At 63.5% G+C, this 16,224-nt stretch carries 16 protein-coding genes and 1 pseudogene; 5 read left to right on the top strand and 12 right to left on the bottom strand.

Features of this window, described 5'->3' with window-relative positions; translation table 11 throughout:
* Positions 1-41: 41 nt before the first annotated feature.
* The 3 genes and pseudogenes from ASILVAE211_RS26295 to ASILVAE211_RS05540 form a co-directional block, all read left to right on the top strand.
* Positions 42-233 carry a type II toxin-antitoxin system RelE/ParE family toxin gene (locus ASILVAE211_RS26295; RefSeq protein ID WP_319799536.1) on the top strand — a complete coding sequence of 64 codons (192 nt, stop codon included), beginning with the start codon at positions 42-44 and terminating at the stop codon, positions 231-233.
* Between the two features lie 106 nt (positions 234-339).
* Entirely contained in the window at positions 340-633 is a 294-nt protein-coding gene (locus tag ASILVAE211_RS05545) for an addiction module antidote protein (RefSeq protein WP_227320307.1), read from the top strand.
* Positions 634-767: 134 nt separating this feature from the next.
* Positions 768-881 (top strand): annotated as a pseudogene (locus ASILVAE211_RS05540) (DDE-type integrase/transposase/recombinase); the annotation flags it as partial.
* A gap of 38 nt (positions 882-919) precedes the next feature.
* On the opposite strand, the gene ASILVAE211_RS05535 reads toward ASILVAE211_RS05540, so the two are convergent.
* From ASILVAE211_RS05535 to ASILVAE211_RS05525, 3 genes are all read right to left on the bottom strand, one after another.
* Positions 920-2,227 carry an autotransporter strand-loop-strand O-heptosyltransferase gene (locus tag ASILVAE211_RS05535; RefSeq protein ID WP_227320306.1) on the bottom strand — a complete coding sequence of 436 codons (1,308 nt, stop codon included), beginning with the start codon at positions 2,225-2,227 and terminating at the stop codon, positions 920-922.
* Positions 2,228-2,298: 71 nt separating this feature from the next.
* Positions 2,299-3,096: a sulfite exporter TauE/SafE family protein gene (locus ASILVAE211_RS05530; RefSeq protein WP_227320305.1), complete on the bottom strand. Its 798-nt coding sequence runs from the start codon at positions 3,094-3,096 to the stop codon at positions 2,299-2,301.
* A gap of 76 nt (positions 3,097-3,172) precedes the next feature.
* Positions 3,173-4,900 carry an HAD hydrolase family protein gene (locus ASILVAE211_RS05525; protein WP_227320304.1) on the bottom strand — a complete coding sequence of 576 codons (1,728 nt, stop codon included), beginning with the start codon at positions 4,898-4,900 and terminating at the stop codon, positions 3,173-3,175.
* 164 nt (positions 4,901-5,064) lie between these two features.
* Between ASILVAE211_RS05525 and ASILVAE211_RS05520 the strand changes: the two genes are divergently transcribed.
* A complete protein-coding gene (locus ASILVAE211_RS05520; protein WP_227320303.1) occupies positions 5,065-5,481 on the top strand; it encodes a hypothetical protein in 417 nt (138 codons plus the stop codon).
* A 3-nt stretch (positions 5,482-5,484) separates the two neighbouring features.
* On the opposite strand, the gene glnT is transcribed toward ASILVAE211_RS05520, so the two are convergent.
* From glnT to ASILVAE211_RS05480, 8 genes are all read right to left on the bottom strand, one after another.
* Positions 5,485-6,846: a type III glutamate--ammonia ligase gene (glnT, locus tag ASILVAE211_RS05515; protein ID WP_227320302.1), complete on the bottom strand. Its 1,362-nt coding sequence runs from the start codon at positions 6,844-6,846 to the stop codon at positions 5,485-5,487.
* 37 nt (positions 6,847-6,883) lie between these two features.
* On the bottom strand, positions 6,884-7,651 hold the full coding sequence (locus ASILVAE211_RS05510; protein WP_227320301.1) for a creatininase family protein: 768 nt from the start codon (positions 7,649-7,651) through the stop codon (positions 6,884-6,886).
* 8 nt (positions 7,652-7,659) lie between these two features.
* Positions 7,660-8,643: an aldo/keto reductase gene (locus tag ASILVAE211_RS05505; protein WP_227320300.1), complete on the bottom strand. Its 984-nt coding sequence runs from the start codon at positions 8,641-8,643 to the stop codon at positions 7,660-7,662.
* 5 nt (positions 8,644-8,648) lie between these two features.
* Positions 8,649-9,818: an aromatic ring-hydroxylating oxygenase subunit alpha gene (locus ASILVAE211_RS05500; RefSeq protein ID WP_227320299.1), complete on the bottom strand. Its 1,170-nt coding sequence runs from the start codon at positions 9,816-9,818 to the stop codon at positions 8,649-8,651.
* Between the two features lie 24 nt (positions 9,819-9,842).
* Complete coding sequence (locus tag ASILVAE211_RS05495) at positions 9,843-10,928, bottom strand: LLM class flavin-dependent oxidoreductase (RefSeq protein ID WP_227320298.1); 1,086 nt, start codon at positions 10,926-10,928, stop codon at positions 9,843-9,845.
* A 3-nt stretch (positions 10,929-10,931) separates the two neighbouring features.
* Positions 10,932-11,834 carry an amino acid ABC transporter permease gene (locus ASILVAE211_RS05490; protein WP_227320297.1) on the bottom strand — a complete coding sequence of 301 codons (903 nt, stop codon included), beginning with the start codon at positions 11,832-11,834 and terminating at the stop codon, positions 10,932-10,934.
* A 39-nt stretch (positions 11,835-11,873) separates the two neighbouring features.
* Positions 11,874-12,767: an ABC transporter substrate-binding protein gene (locus ASILVAE211_RS05485; RefSeq protein WP_227320296.1), complete on the bottom strand. Its 894-nt coding sequence runs from the start codon at positions 12,765-12,767 to the stop codon at positions 11,874-11,876.
* 185 nt (positions 12,768-12,952) lie between these two features.
* Positions 12,953-13,723, bottom strand: coding sequence for an amino acid ABC transporter ATP-binding protein (locus tag ASILVAE211_RS05480; protein ID WP_227320295.1), 771 nt, complete (start codon positions 13,721-13,723; stop codon positions 12,953-12,955).
* A 76-nt stretch (positions 13,724-13,799) separates the two neighbouring features.
* On the opposite strand from ASILVAE211_RS05480, the gene ASILVAE211_RS05475 reads away from it, so the two are divergent.
* A complete protein-coding gene (locus ASILVAE211_RS05475; protein ID WP_227320294.1) occupies positions 13,800-14,591 on the top strand; it encodes an SDR family NAD(P)-dependent oxidoreductase in 792 nt (263 codons plus the stop codon).
* Here the strand turns inward: ASILVAE211_RS05475 and ASILVAE211_RS05470 are convergent.
* On the bottom strand, positions 14,588-16,216 hold the full coding sequence (locus tag ASILVAE211_RS05470; RefSeq protein WP_227320293.1) for an FAD-dependent oxidoreductase: 1,629 nt from the start codon (positions 16,214-16,216) through the stop codon (positions 14,588-14,590). The two genes, ASILVAE211_RS05475 and ASILVAE211_RS05470, sit on opposite strands and share 4 nt — an antisense overlap.
* Positions 16,217-16,224: the final 8 nt, after the last annotated feature.

Here is a 16,224-nt window from a genome sequence, read left to right as displayed (position 1 = left end):
TGGCGCTGCGCGATCGTAGTTTTTAGACTACAGTCGCAGATATGATCGAGCTAAAGCAAACCGAGACCTTCGCCAAATGGGAAGGCCGCCTAAGCGACAAGCGGGCTAAGACCCTGATTGCGGCGCGGCTGGCCCGCCCGGCGCGCGGATTGCCGGGTGACGTGGAACCGGTAGGGGAGGGGGTCAGCGAACTGCGCATCCACTACGGCCCCGGTTTCCGGGTCTATTTCTAACAACGCGGTTCTGTCCTGATCGTGCTGCTCTGTGGCGGAGACAAGAAAACCCAGGCCCACGACATCGCAACCGCTAAGAAACTCGCCAAAGAATGGAGTGATACCGATGGCTGAAAAACTGACGACTTACGATCCAGCAGCGGCCTTGGTCGATGATGAGGAAATTGCCGCCTTCATGGCTGATGCCTTCGAGAGCGGAGATGCCAGCTACATTGCGCATGCACTTGGCATTGTCGCGCGGGCGAAGGGCATGACCCAGATTGCCAGTCAGACCGGCCTATCCCGCGAACAGCTCTATCGCTCGTTCAGCGAGGCAGGCAATCCAACGCTCAAGACCACGCTTTCAGTCATGAAAGCCCTGGGCCTTGACCTGACGGCCAAGGCCCATCCCGCGCAATGACCTAACGCTTGGCGCTTTCTACGGATCTGTTGCAAACCTGATCGCGGTGCGTCGAGATGGGTGGCGCGAGGGTAGAAGCGGCCGGGCCAAGTCGGACTTCAAAGGGCGTCACTTCGAGGGCGAGATCGTGCGGGCCGCGTTCGACGAGCTGGCGCGTCGATGAGACCTACGTGAAGGTCCGAGGTCAGTGGGCCTACCTCTACAGGGCCCTCGACAAGCACGGGGATACCATCGACTTCCAACAGAGCCGATCCGCGCAATAAATGCGCGGATGACTGGGACAGCGTTACGCCGCGGCCGCCAGCGCCGGCACCGATTTCAAGGCATTGATGACCTGGGTGCTGGTGATCAGCTTGGTGCATTCGAACTGCCGGTCCGTGCCCTTGTGGCGCGGGCAGAACAGGAAATCCGCGTGATCGAAGCGATGGCGGATATCGTTCCAGCAGCTGTTGCAGGTATGCCAGTTAATGATGCGATAGGGCGTGTCGAATTCGTTCGTCGGATGGGTGAAGCCGCTGATCATCACCACCGGGCAACCGGCGGCCCAGGCCAGCCATGACAGGCCCGAGGACAGGCCGATGAAGGCGGCGGCATGGCGCAGCCAGCGTGCGCGCTCGGCCAGCGGGCGGTCGCCCGTCTGATCCTCGGCGCCATGCGGGATATGGTTCCACATGATGCCCGCGCCCGCGACCGCCTTCTGGTCGATGCAGATGACGCGGTAGCCCTGCGATTTCAGGAAGGCGATGACCTCGTGCCAGCCGTGCGGGTTGTTCCACTGCTTGCACTGGGTCGAGGCCTGCACCGCGATGCAGACGTAGGGTTCCGGGATCGGGCGGCTTTCGTCCGGCAAAGTCAGGCGCGGGGCCTCTTCGGTCGGGTCCACGCCCAGAATGTAGCCGGCCGTGCGGTGCAGGCCGACATGGCGGAAATCGGTCGGCTGCCACTCGAATGTGGCGTCGTCGAAGAAGAGACCCAGGCAATAGGTGGCATAGGCCTGTTCCGCCAGTTTCTGCTCCTTCACCTCCTCATGTGTCACCAGACGCAGGCCCGGATAGGCTTTCTCGAACAGGGGAATGATCAGTTTGGACATCGCGCAGGTCACGCGCGCGCCCGTCACGGCGGCGAAGCGAGCCGCATAGGGAAACCAGCCCATGGTGTCGCCCAGCGTGCCGATCGGGAAATGGATAAGCACATCGCGGCCACGCACGTCATATTCATGCGTCAGGACCGGCGTTGCCTTGCCATCGGCGTCGATATCCCAGACGTCGATGCCGAAGCGCACATAGAAGCGCTTGGAGGAGCGGATCGACGCGCCCTTGTTGTCGCTCTGGAACAGGATATTGCCGGTATCGAGGTCGCGCAGCCGCACGCGCCAGTTGCCTTCCTCACGCGCTGGCAGAACCACGCGCGCGCCCTGGTTGATATCGAATCGGATGCCTTGCGGGCCGATCTGCGTTGGCAGTTCTGCCGGCGGCGGAAAGCTGCTTTTCGCGGGTTCCGTCGGCTTCGCAGCGGGCGCTGGCGCGCTGGGCTGCGCTTCCGGCGAGACCGGCTTTTCCGCCGATTCGTCGATGCTGTGCAGGCTGCCGTCCATCGCCATATCCTGACCTAGAGAGTGCGGCGTTCCTAAATCGGAAGGCACAGGGCATCAAGGGGCGGATGGCCTCAGCCCGTCAGCATCTTGATACCGACCAGGATGAGTACCACGCTGAGTGCCGGCTTGAGATAGGCCTCTTTCGCGTAGCGCGCGCAAAGGCTGCCGATGACGATGCCCGGAATCGAGCCGATCAGCAGGGATCCGAGCAAGGGAAAGTTCACGGCGCCCAGATACCAATGGCCCATGCCAGCTATCAGGGTCAGCGGCACGGCATGGGCGATGTCGGAGCCCACGATCCGGACAACGGGCAGGCGCGGATACAGGAACAGCAGGGCGATCGTCCCCAGCGCTCCGGCCCCGACCGAGGAGATGGACACCACGACGCCGACCACGAAGCCGACCAGAATGGTCAGGCTGACCGACTGGTGCATTCCGTAATCCGGATTGCGCCGTATCGCGAAACCCAGAACCCAGTCTTTCGCCAGCAGGGACAAGGCGCTCAGCAGCAGGGCGATGCCCAGAACCAGGGAAATGGCCGAGGTGACGGCGTGGCTGGTGGTGCCGAAATGGGCGATGGTCAGCAGCGTCAGCACGGTCGCCGGCATCGACCCGATGGCCAGCAGCCCAACGATCCGCCAATCGACCGACCGTCCGGCATTGTGGATCGAAGTGCCGACCGTCTTGGTTGCGGCAGCAAAGAGCAGGTCGGTGCCGACGGCGGTGGAAGGGTGGAAACCGAACAGCAGCACCAGCAGCGGCGTCATGAGGGAGCCGCCGCCCACGCCCGTCAGTCCGACCAGCACGCCCACCAGCAGTCCCGACACGATATAGGCCGGGGAAAACAGGCCGGCATGCGCAATCGTCATTCAGAAAAACCTCTACCACTCGCCTGCGGGCGTTAGCGGAATAGGCAGGTCGAGGGAATAGAGGAAGGGCCTGCCGCTAAGGGCGGGTCGCGACGACGCGCTCGCACGGGGCGGCATAGCGCCGCCAGATCGCCCGCTTGATCAGCCGGCGGCTGTCCTGGGCGGACAGGCGCTCATCCTGCGCGATCCGGCTTGCCTCGGCACTGAGCGTCTCGTCACGGATGACGTCGTGGAACCAGCGGGCATAATCGCCGGCATGCAGATGATGCAGCCAGATGGTGTCATCGACCTGTTCACCGAGTTCGATGAAGTCGTAAAGATTATGCGCCGGTCGATTTAGCCGCCCGGTGAGGTCACGAAAATAAAAGCTGTGCCAGGCACCGACATCGCCTGTCGCATATTTGCCGATATGGCGATGGTGCGGCTGATGCGGCGGGAAGGGCTGCACCACTATCGGCCTGTCCCCGCTTTTCGGCTGCCATAGCAGCAGCGTGCCGGGCGGGGGGTGCGGCAGATCAGGCGGCAGGGCATGGCCGGTGATCTCGGCGAAGCGCGCCAGGAATTGCGCTGGATTGCTGCCGAAGGCGAGCACCGTCTCGATCGTCCGCAGCACTGCCACATCGAGCGATTCCGGAACCATCGTGACGAAGATCGCGCCGGGCGCGCCGCGCGGCATATCCCCCCGGCCGGGCGTGCCGCCTGCCGGCACCATTTCATGCGCCTCGTCCAGAACCAGCCAGTGCGGCCGGCCGGTCGTCTCCCGCAGACCGGCCGTTTCGGTGATCAACTGGTCGAACAGCCGCCGCCTTTCGCTCAAGGTCAGTGCCTGTGAATTGACGACGAGATTGACCTGGGCCTCCTGCTGCAGCGTCAGGGCATCGTGAATATTGGGCGCGGTCGCGGCACTGCCGACACAGACCGCGTGCTGCAACTCGTAATAGTCGCCTTCCGGGTCCATGACGCAGAAGCTGAGCCCCTGTGCCAGCATCTGTTCGGTGAGCGTGGTCGCGAGCGTCGATTTGCCGGAGCCGGAGGGACCGACGAGCAGAACATGGCCCGCCGCCGGGCTGAGATAGGCCGCCTGTCCGGCGTCGTCGGTACCGATGGCGATGCCGTGTTTCCTAAGCGGAGCTAGGCGCGCGTCCTCCGCCTCGATCCGCGCCATCAGCTCCACGACGCCGGCCCCGTGATCCTGAGTGAGCTGGATATCCACAGTCTCTTTCAGCGGCGGCAGGGCATTGGAAACGGCGGCGGCGCAGCCGCACATGGCGAGGAAGGCGTGGTCATTCTCGGCATCGCCGACGCCCGCGACGTTTTTCGGCGACAGGCGCAGTTCGGCCAGTGCCTCCGTCAGTCCGGACGCCTTGGAGACGCCGGGCGGCAATACCATCACCGCGCCCTTGTTGAAGGCGATCCGCAACTCCAGCCCGTGGTCGCGGATGGCCGCCAATACCTTCGCTTCCTGCGGCTCCCAGGTAGCGACGACGCAGCGGCCGACGGACAGCGGTGTCACACCCAGTTGGCGCAGCCGTTCGACGAAACCGGCCGGCGGGGGCGGCGCCAGCAGGCGTTCCTGGCCCGTCGCCGGGTCGTAGAGCAGCGCCCCGTTCTCGGCGACGATATGGTCGAAGACCGACAGGTCCGGCAGGGCCGCTTTCAGGTCGGGAATTTGCCGGCCTGTGACCAGGATGACGCGCCGGCCGGATGCCTGGAAGCGACGCAGGCCAGCCAGTGTTTCCGCCGCGAGAACGCCGTCATGGGCCAGCGTTCCATCATAATCGGCGGCGAGGGCCAGGAAATACATGGAGCCTATCCTCTGCCTTGGCAGGTCTTTTCATCCATGTTCGATGATGTGTTCGCGGTCCGCATTGACCGGGATCAAAAGACAGCGTTGCGTTCCCGCCGTCAAAAGCGGGAGCCTTGGCGATGATAAGGCAGGCGATGAGAGTTTGGGCCGGATGTTTGACAGTGATCGGCCTGGCATCGGCGGCGCCCTTGGCCCAGGCCGGCGGCACAAAAACGGAAGTCTGGAGCGGGGCCTATCATTGTGCCCAGGGGGCGACGGGCCTGACGCTGACCCTGCTGGTGCAGCCGGACGGCGGCACCGTCGGCCTGTTCGAATTCTATCCCGTCTCGGCCAATCCGGCCGTGCCGACAGGGTGTTTCGACATGGCGGGGATGATGGACCGCAACCACCATCTGGTGCTGGCGCCCGGCGCGTGGCGGCGGCGACCCGACAATTATGTCACCGTCGGCCTGACCGGGGACGAGACCGCCGGCGATCATCTGGTCGGCACGATCCAGGGACCGGGCTGCACCACCTTCGCGCTAACACGGCAGACGACGCCGACGCAGCCCTCGGCCTGCGCCAGCGTCACCTCATAGGTATCAGAACATCGAGCTGTAGCGCTCGGTTTCCCAGGCGCTGACGGTCAGGTGGTATTCTTCCCATTCCGCCGTCTTGTATTTGATGAACTCATCGCGGAGTTCGCGGCCCAGCGCCTTTTCCACCAAGGGGTCTTCCGCGAAGGCGGCGACCGCTTCCTGCAAGGTCTGCGGCAGGAAGTCGATGCCACGCTCGCTCCGTTCGGCCTCGCTCATGGCATAGAGATTGTCTTCGTTCGGCGCGCCGGGGTCCAGCTTTTCGCGCACGCCTTCCAAACCTGCGGCCAGAACCAGGGCTGCCGCCAGATAGGGGTTCACCGCGCCATCGGCATTGCGGCTTTCGCAGCGCCCGCCACCGGCCGGCACGCGCACGGAATTGGTGCGGTTGTTCGATCCATAGGAATTGAAGACCGGTGCCCAGGAGTAGTAGCTCATGGCACCACGGCGAACGAGGCGCTTATAGCTGTTGACCGTCGGCGCGAAGGCGGCACACAGAGCGCGGCCATGCTTCAGAATGCCGGCAATGAAGTGATAGCCGATCTCGGTCAGGCCGAGGCCGCGCGGGTCATCCTTCGGATCGCATTTGAAGACATTGGCGCCGCTGACGAGATCGAACAGCGACATGTTGAAATGCGCGCCATTGCCGGTCTTGTCGGCGAAGGGCTTCGGCATCATCGTCGCCACCAGGCCTTCTTCCTTGGCATAGTGCTTGGCCATGAAACGGAAGAAGGTGAGGCGGTCGCAGGTCGTCAGCGCATCGGCGTAGTTGAAGTCGAATTCGAACTGGCCGTTGGCGTCTTCATGATCGAAGGAATAGAGATCCCAGCCGAGATCGTTGATGCTGGTCGCCATCTTGTCGAGCCAGGAGAAGTTATCCACGAAACCCTGCACGTCGTAGCACGGCTTTGTCAGCTTGTCGTTCGCATGGGGCACCGACAGGCTGCCGTCTTCATTCTGGCGCAGCAGGAAAATTTCGCATTCAACGCCGAGATTGAAACCGAAGCCCATCTCATTCGCCTGCGCGATCATGTTCTTCAGCGCCACGCGCGTGTTGAGCGGATAGGGCTTGCCTTGAAACTCGTTATCCGCCGGCATCCAGGCGATCTTGGGTTCCCAGGGCAGCTGGATGATATGGTTAAGGTCGGGGACGGATGTCAGCTCATCGTCGTTCGGCGCTTGGCCGAGACCATCCAGCGCATAGCCGGTATAGCGTTCAGAGCCATGGGCCATGTGTTCCAGATGGCTCAGCGGCACGACCTTGGCCTTCTGCACGCCGTGGATATCGACATAGGCGCCGATGCAGTATTTCACGCCGCGTTCGGCCAGATCGGCCTGTATCTTCGCGATGGTCTCAGAGGAGGTCATGCAGGAAAACCTTTATAGGGTCTATGGATTGCGGCGGTCAGACTGTGACCGCCGGGGTAGCGTAGGGTTGGTCAAGCGGCGGCATCTCGGTCATGCCGCGTGTCACGATGGCGGCCAGATCTTCGACCATCCAGGAGAAGAGTTCGGCACCCGCTGCCGCCGTCGCCGTGCTGGGGCGGCCTGTCACGCCATTGGCGCTGGTGCGGTTGACGGGATGGGAAAAGACAAGGCCCGCTGTGCGATCTTCGTCATCGGCTGCGGCCAGAAGATCAGGGCGAACAAGTTCTGGCGCGGCATGCAGCATGAGCGCTGTCTCAGCCTCATTCGCATGCCAGTCCTCGGCATCCTTGAAATGAGCGGTCCGCACGCGGTCACTCATCAAGGCGGAATTGATCAGCGCCACCATCAGATCATCGTATTCCGCGCGCAGCAGTTCCAAAGCGCAACGCAAGGGCGCGGCATTGGTGACATGGCAATTGACGATGAACAGGCGCCGCACGCCGCTGGCATAGGCCCATTGCCCGGTCTGCTGCACGACATCGATCAGCGTGCGCGGATCGAGCGCGATGGTGCCGGGCCAGCGCTTGCTATGGCCGAGCGAGCAGCCATAGGGCAGCGTCGGCAGCATCGGCGCGCCCGTCGACTTCGCCACCGCTGCGCAGAGCTTGTCGGCAAGCACGAAATCCATGCCGCAGCCCATATGGGGGCCGTGCTGCTCCACGGCGCCGATAGGCAGAATGGCTGTGCCATTCACGCCCTTCAGATCGCCGGGCAGCTCCGCCCAAGTCCGCTCGCTCCACAACATCGTCTGCGTCACATGCCAAGAATGGGATGCGGCACGTAGGGCGCTTCCAGCTGCGCCACTTCCTCGGCCGTCAGCGTGAGCGAGACGGCGGCTGCCGCATCGACCAGCTGTTCCGGCTTGGTCGCGCCCACAACCGGAGAAGCCACGGCAGGCTTTTGCAGCAGCCAGGCGAGCGCCACCTGCGCCATCGGCACGCCGCGCGCTTTGGCAACCGCCTCCACCGCGTCCACTACCAGGCGGTCGGCTTCCTCGGTCTTGGTATAGAGCATCTTACTGTAATTGTCCGACGCCCCTCGGCCTGTCTCGGCCTGCGCCGCCCAGGGCCGCGTCACGCGGCCGCGCGCCAGCGGGCTCCACGGCGTCATGCCGATGCCTTCTTCCACGCAGAGCGACATCATCTCGCGCTCTTCCTCACGATACATGAGGTTCATGTGGTTCTGCATGGAGATGAATTTGGTCCAGCCGATCTTCTCTGCCGTGTAAAGGCATTTCGCGAATTGCCAGGCCAGCATGGAGGAGGCGCCGATATACAGCGCCTTGCCTGCCTTCACCACGTCATGCATGGCTTCCAGCGTTTCTTCCATCGGCGTCTCAGGGTCCAGGCGATGGATCTGGTAGAGATCGACATAATCCATGCCCAGCCGCATCAGGCTGGCATCGATCTCGGCCATGATCGCCTTGCGCGAGGTGCCGCGCCCGTTCGCGTCCGGGCGCATGCGGTTGAAGACCTTGGTGCCGATCACGACCTCGTCGCGCTTGGCATAGCGCTTGATCGCGCGACCCAGAACTTCCTCGCTGGCACCATTGTTATAGGCATTGGCCGTATCGAAGAAATTGATGCCGAGCTCGATGGCCTGCCGGAAGAAAGGCTGGGACTGTTCTTCGTTCAAAATCCAGGCGTGAGACCCACGCGCCGGATCGGAATAGGTCATGCAGCCAAGCTGGATGCGTGAAACCTTGAGGCCGGAACGGCCGAGGCGGATATAGTCCATGATTGTCAGTCCCGCACGCGGTCGCGCACGAAATCGGCCAGCTGCCAAACCACCTTTTCCAGATGGCTGAGGCGGCCGGGGCGCGCGAGGTGAGAGGTCGCGCCGATCTGCTGCATGTCGTTCACGTCCAGGTCTTCCTGGGCGATACGGTCACCGATGGCGCGGGCCTTCTTCACGATCTCCTCGAATTCCGGCAGTTCCTTGGTCGCGCGCGGCACCAGCACATTGCGGCGCCACAGGGTCTTCTGCGGCCCGACCGGGATGAGGCCGGTGACGCTGATGCGGTTCGGCGTGATGCCATACAGCGTCATCGGATAGACGAGCGCCAGGCTGTCCAGGCGCAGTTCTTCATCCGTCAGGTTGCGGAAGGGCGGCAGGCCGTTAGCATAGGCTTCCTCGGTCTTCGCGTCCGGGCGCAGCGGCTCCCAGGCGATGGTCCAGCCGGGGCGGCTGTCATCGACATAGGTGAGGCGGCCAGGATGCATCGGCTCGACCGTGTCACGATGCGCACCGATATGGTGGTAGCATTCCATGAAGGTCTCGACGGCGATCTTCCAGTTGAAATCGCAGGCGTAATCCACCTGCCAGCCGACGACGAGATCATCCATCTCGTATTTCGCCATCAGCGCGGAGAAGTCGGACAGCTTGTCCTTGATCGAATAGGCCTTGTCATCGAAATTGATGTAGATGACGCCGTCGACGATTTCGCTGCGAATTTCGGGCAGCTTGCAGTTCTTGGTGTCGAAGCCGTTGACCTGATCCATCAGCGGTGCGCCCAGCAACTGGCCGTCCAGCGCATAGCCCCATTTGTGGAAGGGGCAGGAGAAGACGCGCGTATTGCCCGAGCCTTCGGCGATCGGCGCCCAGCGATGCAGGCAGATGCGCGACAGAACGCGAATGCGGTCCTGCGCGCGGACCACGACCAGCAATTCGCCCAGAATATCGACCGAGAAATAGTCGCCGACATTGGGAATCTGCGAGACATGGCCGACGCAGAGCCAATCCTTCTTGAAGATCTTTTCGACCTCGTAGTCGAAGAACGCCTGGCTGGTATAGGCTTCGCGCGGCAGGGTCTCGGAATCTTCCAGTTTCTGGTGCGAGCCGGCGAGCACGCCTTTAAGGACGGTTTCAAGATCCGGTTCAGGGGCTTTGAAGCCCCGCATGTCGAGCGCCATGATGATCGTCTCCGAATACGGTTCTTAGGAAAAAGCTGGCGCGAGCGATTTCGCTGCCAGTTGGTCCAGGGGGCCGAGCGCTGCTTCCACGAGCGGGATGACCTCGGCGCCGAAACGCTCCAGCGAGCGCGCGGCGCGCTGGATGGGCATATCGCCGAACTGGAAGAAGCAATTGTAGTGAACGGGGTTCAGGGCGCGGATTTCCGCGATCAGACGCTCGGCCACATAAGGGGCGTCGCCGATGATGAGATTGTCGCGGAAGACGTCGAGGCCAGGCTCGTTTTCCAGCGGCGGCGCGTCGAGATGCGCGCCGGCGAGGTCCAGATTAGGGTGACGCAGGGCCGCGACCATGCGAGCGACGAAGCGCGCGCGCTCGGCGGCTTCCAGCGCTTCCGATGCGCTGTCGGTGACATGGATATATTGCTGCACGCCGAAGGGCATTGGCCGGTCGCCGAAGCCTGCTTTCGCCCAATTGGCCTGCGCATGGGCGTGCATGGCGGGTAGCGCCGGGGAGCCGCGCCAGCCGGCGGTGACGAAGGGAACGGCGCCGAGCGGCACCAGCTTCGCCAGCACGCGTGGGTCGAGACTGGTAAGATACAGCGGCGGCAGTGGCGTCTGCTGCGGGCGCAGCGCAAAAACCGAAGGCGGGATAGTGATGAATTCGCCCTGAAATTCCGCGCGCCCAGTGGTCAGCGCCTGTTCCACGATATCCCAGTATTCCAGGAAGATATCGGTCTTGCGCGCGACATCGGCGCCGAGCCGGTCGAATTCATAGGCCTGGTAGCCGCTGCCGACACCTAGCACCAGACGGCCGCCGCTGAGCTGGTCGACCATGGCGATTTCCTGGGCGACGCGCATGGGATGGTACAGCGGCAGCACGACGACGGCGGCGCCGACCTTGATGCGATGGGTCAGGGCCGCGAAATGCGCCGCCATCATCAAGGGGGATGGGCTCACCGAATAATTCGTAAAATGATGTTCCGCGAACCAGGCGACGTCGAAGCCGATCTCTTCGGCCAAGCGGATCATGATGCGCGTATCGTCGATGACGCCAGCGACACCGTTCGGATTGTCGCGGATCGACATCAGGTTGAAGAGGCCGAACTTCATGGTCTAACGGCTCCGGCGGATATGGCCGCGGCTGAAGCGGTGCTCGATGCGGCTCTGCACCGTGCTCAACAAGCTCGTCACGCCCAGGTACCAGATACAGGCGACAAGCAGCAGCGGGATGGTTTGAAAGGTGCGCGAATAGATGGTCTGCGCGGAATAGAGCAGATCGGACAGCGCGATGACGCTGACGATCGACGTCGTCTTCAGCATGCCGATGGTCTCGTTGCCCGTGGGCGGCACGATGAAGCGCATGGCCTGCGGCAAGATGATGCGGCGCATGGCGGTGATTCGCTTCATGCCCAGCGCACGGGCGGCTTCGGCCTGCCCGCCGTCGACGGACATGATGCCGGCGCGCACGATCTCGGCCATATAGGCGGCTTCGTTGAGGCCGAGGCCGAGAATGGCGGCGGTATAGGGCGTGATGAGATCGTTGACCGATCCATGCAGAAGATGCGGCGCCAGGAAAGGAATGCCGATCGCATAATTCGGGTAAAGCGCGGCCAGATTGTACCAGAAGATCAGCTGCACCAGCACTGGCGTGCCGCGAAAGAACCACAGGAAAAACTGGGCGGCGGAACTGATGATGGGATTGTCGGAAATGCGCATCACGGCGACGATAACGCCGAGAACGACGCCCAGCAGCATGGCGATGGCGGTCAGCCATAGTGTCGTCAGCAGGCCCATCAGAATGATGTCGGCGAAGATATAGTGGCCGACGACAGTCCATTGAAAGTTGGGATTGATGATGACGGAGCGCAGAACCACAGCCGCGATCACGGCAATCACCGCGATGACAACCCAACGGCCGGGATGCCGTGCCGGCACCACCACGAAGTCCGGCGCCGGGGCGGGGACAGGGCGGATGGGCGTGGCGGTCTCGGCCGAGGGGGTGTCTGTATCGGTCACGGTTGCGGCTATGCTTTGCTTCGTCTCAGGCTTGGCGGATCAGGGAACGGGCGTCGGCAGCGGCTGCACGGTCGCCTGATTGATCATCGGGTTCGGCAGTTCCAGCAGCTTCAAGTCCCACTTCTCCATGATCTTGTCATAGGTGCCGTCGGCCTGGATGGCTTTCAGGCCGGCCAGCGTCGCTTCCGCCAGCTGCTTTTGATCCGGACGCACAACCATGCCTGTATACAGTTTCGGGATCAGGTCATTGGTGTAGATCTTGATCGGCTTCGGCGCGTGCTTCTGAATATCAGCAGCGGCGGCGGCATCGCTCATCACGAAATCGACGCGGCCGGAATAGAGCGCCAGCAGCACGGCATCGGCGGAGGGATAATTGTAGATGGTCAGGCCCGGCTTGCCGCTCTTCTTGCAGCGCGTGGTGATGGCGGTCAGCACGTCATTGAAATCGGTGCCGGCCTGAGCCGCGGTCTTCAACCCGCACAGCGTCGCCGTGTCGTCGCTGATGGTCGTATTGCTGGCCAGGGCGTAGATGGCCGAGGTGCCATAGGAATTGTCGATGAACGTGACCTGCTTCTCGCGCTCGGCGCTGTCGGAGATGCATTCCATCGCCATCGGGTAGCGGCCGCTCTGCACGCCGGGGATCAGCCCGTCGAAATCGGTGGAGACGGCGTGGATCTTGACGCCGAGCTTGGCGCCGATGGCGTTCCACATATCCGGCTCATAGCCGATCATGGTCTTGTTGTCGTCGGCGAAGGATTCGCAGGGCGGGTAATGGGCGTCGGTCGCAATGGTCAGCACGCCGGCCTTGCGGACGTCGTCCGGCAGCATGGCGTTCAGCTTGCTGTCCTGGGCGAAGGCGGCGTGCTGAGCGACGATCGCCGAGGCGGCGAGCGCCGCAGGCATAAGAATGAAACGAGCAAACTTCGATATCATCGGGGATGAAGGCCTTCTCTGATGCGCAGTCTGTGGAAGGGATCGCTTAGCTCGATTGGCAAGTTAGGGTTCACGTTCACGAAGGTCAAAAGTTTAAGTGAGCGATTAATTAAAAAAATTCATTCGTTGCGCACCCACTGCCCAAGATTCGTTCAGCCAGGCAGAAGATGCACCTTTCGTGATCATCACGCCTTCAGCACCTTCGACAGAAATGCTCTGGTGCGCGGGTGGCGCGGTGCCGTGAACAGCCGTTCCGGCGTGCCGTGTTCCACCACCACGCCTTCATCCATGAAGGCGATGGTCTTGCCCACTTCGCGGGCAAAGCCCATCTCGTGCGTCACCACGATCATGGTCATGCCGTCGCGGGCAAGATCCCTCATGACATCAAGCACTTCGCCGACCAGTTCGGGGTCCAGCGCGCTGGTCGGCTCATCGAACAGCATCAGTTCCGGCCGCATGGCCAGCGCGCGGGCAATGGCCACGCGCTGCTGCTGGCCGCCGGAAAGTTCGGCCGGATAGGCATCCACCCGATGCGACAGGCCGACGCGGGCCAGCAGGCTGCGCGCGTGTTCCATCGCCTCCTGCCGCTTCTCGCCCTTCACCACGATCGGCGCTTCGATGACATTCTCCAACGCCGTCTTATGCGCAAACAGATTGAAGCGCTGAAACACCATGCCGATCTTTTCGCGCTTGGCGGCAATCTCATTCTCGCGCAGCTCATGCAGCTTGTTGCCCTGCTGGCGGTAGCCGATGAAATCGCCGCCCACCGTCAGCGTGCCGCCGTCGATCTTCTCCAAATGATTGATACAGCGCAGGAAAGTCGATTTTCCGGAGCCGGAGGGGCCGATCAGACAGGCGACTTCGCCTTGCTGCACGGTGAAGTCGACGCCGCGCAGAACCTCCACATTGCCATATCGCTTGATGACTTGCCGTGCCTCGACGAGAGGATTGGACATCGGTTGGTCTCCTTCCTGCTTAGGCTTACGCGACCGGCGCCCTGTGGCGCCGTTCAGATGATGAGAGGATAAGGTTGTGGCGAATGATCAGATCATGGCCGGGCGTGTCGCCCTGATAACCGGCGGCGGCAAGGGCATCGGCCGCGCCATCACGCTGGAACTGGCGCGTGCCGGCTCGGATGTCGCGGTGCTGGCGGCGCGCGATCTGGCCCAGGCTGAAACGGTGGCGGCGGAGGCCCGTGCCTTGGGCGTGCGCGCAATGGCATTGGTGGCTGATATCGCCGATGACGATTCGATCACCGCTGCGGTCGCATCCGTCGCGGCGGAACTCGGCGGTCTGGATGTGGTCGTGAATAATGCCGGCGCCAGTGCGCGCGCCAGGCTGCTCGATCTGGCGGCCGAGGATTGGGACCGCGTCTTCGCCATCAATGCGCGCGGCGCCTTTCTGGTCGGCCGCGCGGCGGCGCGGCAGATGATCACCCAAAATCAACATAATGGGGGCAAAGGCTGCGCCATCATCAATATCGCCGGCGCGTCCGCCCATCGCTGCTATCCGGGGGCGGGTGGCTATGGCCCGTCCAAAGCGGCGGTGGTCAGTCTGACGCAGCAGATGGCGGTGGAATGGGCGCCGCATGGCATTCGCGTCAATGGCGTCAGCCCCGGTCCGATTCGGGAAGGTGGCACCGGCTGGGAAGCGCGGGAGCCAGCACTCGCCGCCGAGGTGCAGAAAATTCCGCTCAAGCGGGCGGGGGAACCGCGCGAGGTCGCCCGCGCGGTTCTGTATCTTGCCGCCGATGCCGATTACGTCACTGGCCAGATGCTGATCCTGGACGGCGGCAGCGTCACCACCTGGTACATCAGCGGCTAGCATGGCGCGGCCTCGTCGCTTGACCAGTCATGGTCCGTGGCGGTGAGGCCGCAGACATAGCCCCAGAGCATATTGGGGCCGATGGTGGTGCCGGCACCTACGGCGCGGGTGCCGATGGGGTTGGCCATGGCCACGCCCGCGCAGAACAGGCCGGGGATGGAGCTGCCATCCGGCCGCAGCACGCGGCCCGTGGCATCCGTGCGCGGCCCGCCTTTGGTGGACATGAAGGCGCGGGTGAAGGGCAGCGCCACGAAAGGACCGCGCGAAATCGGCGCCATGCCCACCGGCCCCGTCGCGGCCCGGCCAAAATCGGCATCCCGACCGGAGGCCGCGAAGCCATTATAGCGCGTGACCGTCGCTTCTAGGGGCGCTTCCGGCAGGCCGATGATCCGCGCCAAGGCAGGCAGCGTCGGCGCCTGCTTCAGCCAGTTCTTCCCATAACGCCGGGCGTAAAAGCGCAGCACCGGCGCGCGTTTCCACAACACGGCGTCGGAAATCAGCCAGACAGGGTCATGCACCAGCGCACCAGTCGCAGGGGCGCGTCGGTCCAGTTGCTCGCCGAGATTGAAGCATTGCTCATCGACGAAGCGCTGGCCGCTGCCGTCGACCAGAATGGCGTTCGGCTCCTGATGGAAATAGATGGAAAGTCCGTGCGCCTGATCCTCGTAGCGCGTCGGCACGGCGGGCGCGAAATTGGCCTGATCCATATGGGCCAAGGTCGCGCCGGCGGCCTCGGCCATGCGATGCGCGTCGCCGGTATTGCTTCTTGGACTGGCCGGGAGGGCAGTCGGGCCGGGGAAATGCCGGTCGCGCCGTGCCACATCCCATTCGAAGCCACCGCTGGCGAGGATAACGCCTTTTGTCGCGACAATGCGCAGCGGCTGGCCGTTATGGATCAGCATGGCCCCGGTCACGCGGCCTTGCGCCATCGTCAGGCTGTCCAGTGGCGCGTTCAGCAGCAATGTGCAGCCCTGGTCCAGGCAGCCGCGCAGCAGTCCCGTCACCAGCGCCGTGCCCTTGCCGCGCCGGCCTGTCGCCAGGCGGTAAAGCAACGGCCAGGCATGGCGGAAGGCGGCTTTGACGGGGTGATGATAGAGGTCGACCGCCATGGCCTCCTGAAAACTATAGGTATGGGGAAAGAGAGGCGGCCGCAGTTGCGCCGTGAAAGGGCGCGCCAGCCGGCGTGGCAGCGGCAGTGGAGAGACCATGCGGCCGCGTGGCTTGGCGCCGGGCAGGGCGGCCAGCGGATCGGCCTGATTCGTGAGCTGGAAGGTAAGCGGCGTATGGGCTTCCACGAAGCGCAGCATGGCGCCTGCGCTCTGCGCCATGCGCGCCCATAGCGCGTCCTCGGTTTCGGCCCAGCCGTCAGGGGCGGCGGCGCGCAGATAGGCCAAGGCCTCGGCCGGACTATCGGCAAGGCCGGCTGCCTCCGCGACGTGGTTCGCCGGCACCCAGATGGCAGCGCCCGACAATGCGGTGGTGCCGCCGATGACGCCGGCCTTTTCCGCGATGATGACGCGCGCCCCCTGTGCCGAGGCGGCCAGCGCCGCCGTCAGCCCGGCGGAGCCCGTGCCGGCCACCAGGATGTCGCAGGTCATATCTGAAAGCGGCGCGCGATCGATCATAAGTCTTG

Origin of the sequence: Acidisoma silvae, from assembly GCF_020618775.1 — a bacterium.
Taxonomy (GTDB): Bacteria; Pseudomonadota; Alphaproteobacteria; order Acetobacterales; family Acetobacteraceae; genus Acidisoma; species Acidisoma silvae.
The sequence above is the reverse complement of the archived record's forward strand: the minus strand, read 5'-3'. Positions and strand labels throughout refer to the sequence as shown.

Bases quoted from the DNA above. Each gene is read 5' to 3' on its own strand.
- ASILVAE211_RS26295 (WP_319799536.1), top strand. From the start codon at position 42: ATGATCGAGCTAAAGCAAACCGAGACCTTCGCCAAATGGGAAGGCCGC.
- ASILVAE211_RS05545 (WP_227320307.1), top strand. From the start codon at position 340: ATGGCTGAAAAACTGACGACTTACGATCCAGCAGCGGCCTTGGTCGAT.
- ASILVAE211_RS05535 (WP_227320306.1), bottom strand. From the start codon at position 2,227: ATGGACGGCAGCCTGCACAGCATCGACGAATCGGCGGAAAAGCCGGTC.
- ASILVAE211_RS05530 (WP_227320305.1), bottom strand. From the start codon at position 3,096: ATGACGATTGCGCATGCCGGCCTGTTTTCCCCGGCCTATATCGTGTCG.
- ASILVAE211_RS05525 (WP_227320304.1), bottom strand. From the start codon at position 4,900: ATGTATTTCCTGGCCCTCGCCGCCGATTATGATGGAACGCTGGCCCAT.
- glnT (WP_227320302.1), bottom strand. From the start codon at position 6,846: ATGACCTCCTCTGAGACCATCGCGAAGATACAGGCCGATCTGGCCGAA.
- ASILVAE211_RS05510 (WP_227320301.1), bottom strand. From the start codon at position 7,651: ATGTTGTGGAGCGAGCGGACTTGGGCGGAGCTGCCCGGCGATCTGAAG.
- ASILVAE211_RS05505 (WP_227320300.1), bottom strand. From the start codon at position 8,643: ATGGACTATATCCGCCTCGGCCGTTCCGGCCTCAAGGTTTCACGCATC.
- ASILVAE211_RS05500 (WP_227320299.1), bottom strand. From the start codon at position 9,818: ATGGCGCTCGACATGCGGGGCTTCAAAGCCCCTGAACCGGATCTTGAA.
- ASILVAE211_RS05495 (WP_227320298.1), bottom strand. From the start codon at position 10,928: ATGAAGTTCGGCCTCTTCAACCTGATGTCGATCCGCGACAATCCGAAC.
- ASILVAE211_RS05485 (WP_227320296.1), bottom strand. From the start codon at position 12,767: ATGATATCGAAGTTTGCTCGTTTCATTCTTATGCCTGCGGCGCTCGCC.
- ASILVAE211_RS05480 (WP_227320295.1), bottom strand. From the start codon at position 13,723: ATGTCCAATCCTCTCGTCGAGGCACGGCAAGTCATCAAGCGATATGGC.
- ASILVAE211_RS05470 (WP_227320293.1), bottom strand. From the start codon at position 16,216: ATGATCGATCGCGCGCCGCTTTCAGATATGACCTGCGACATCCTGGTG.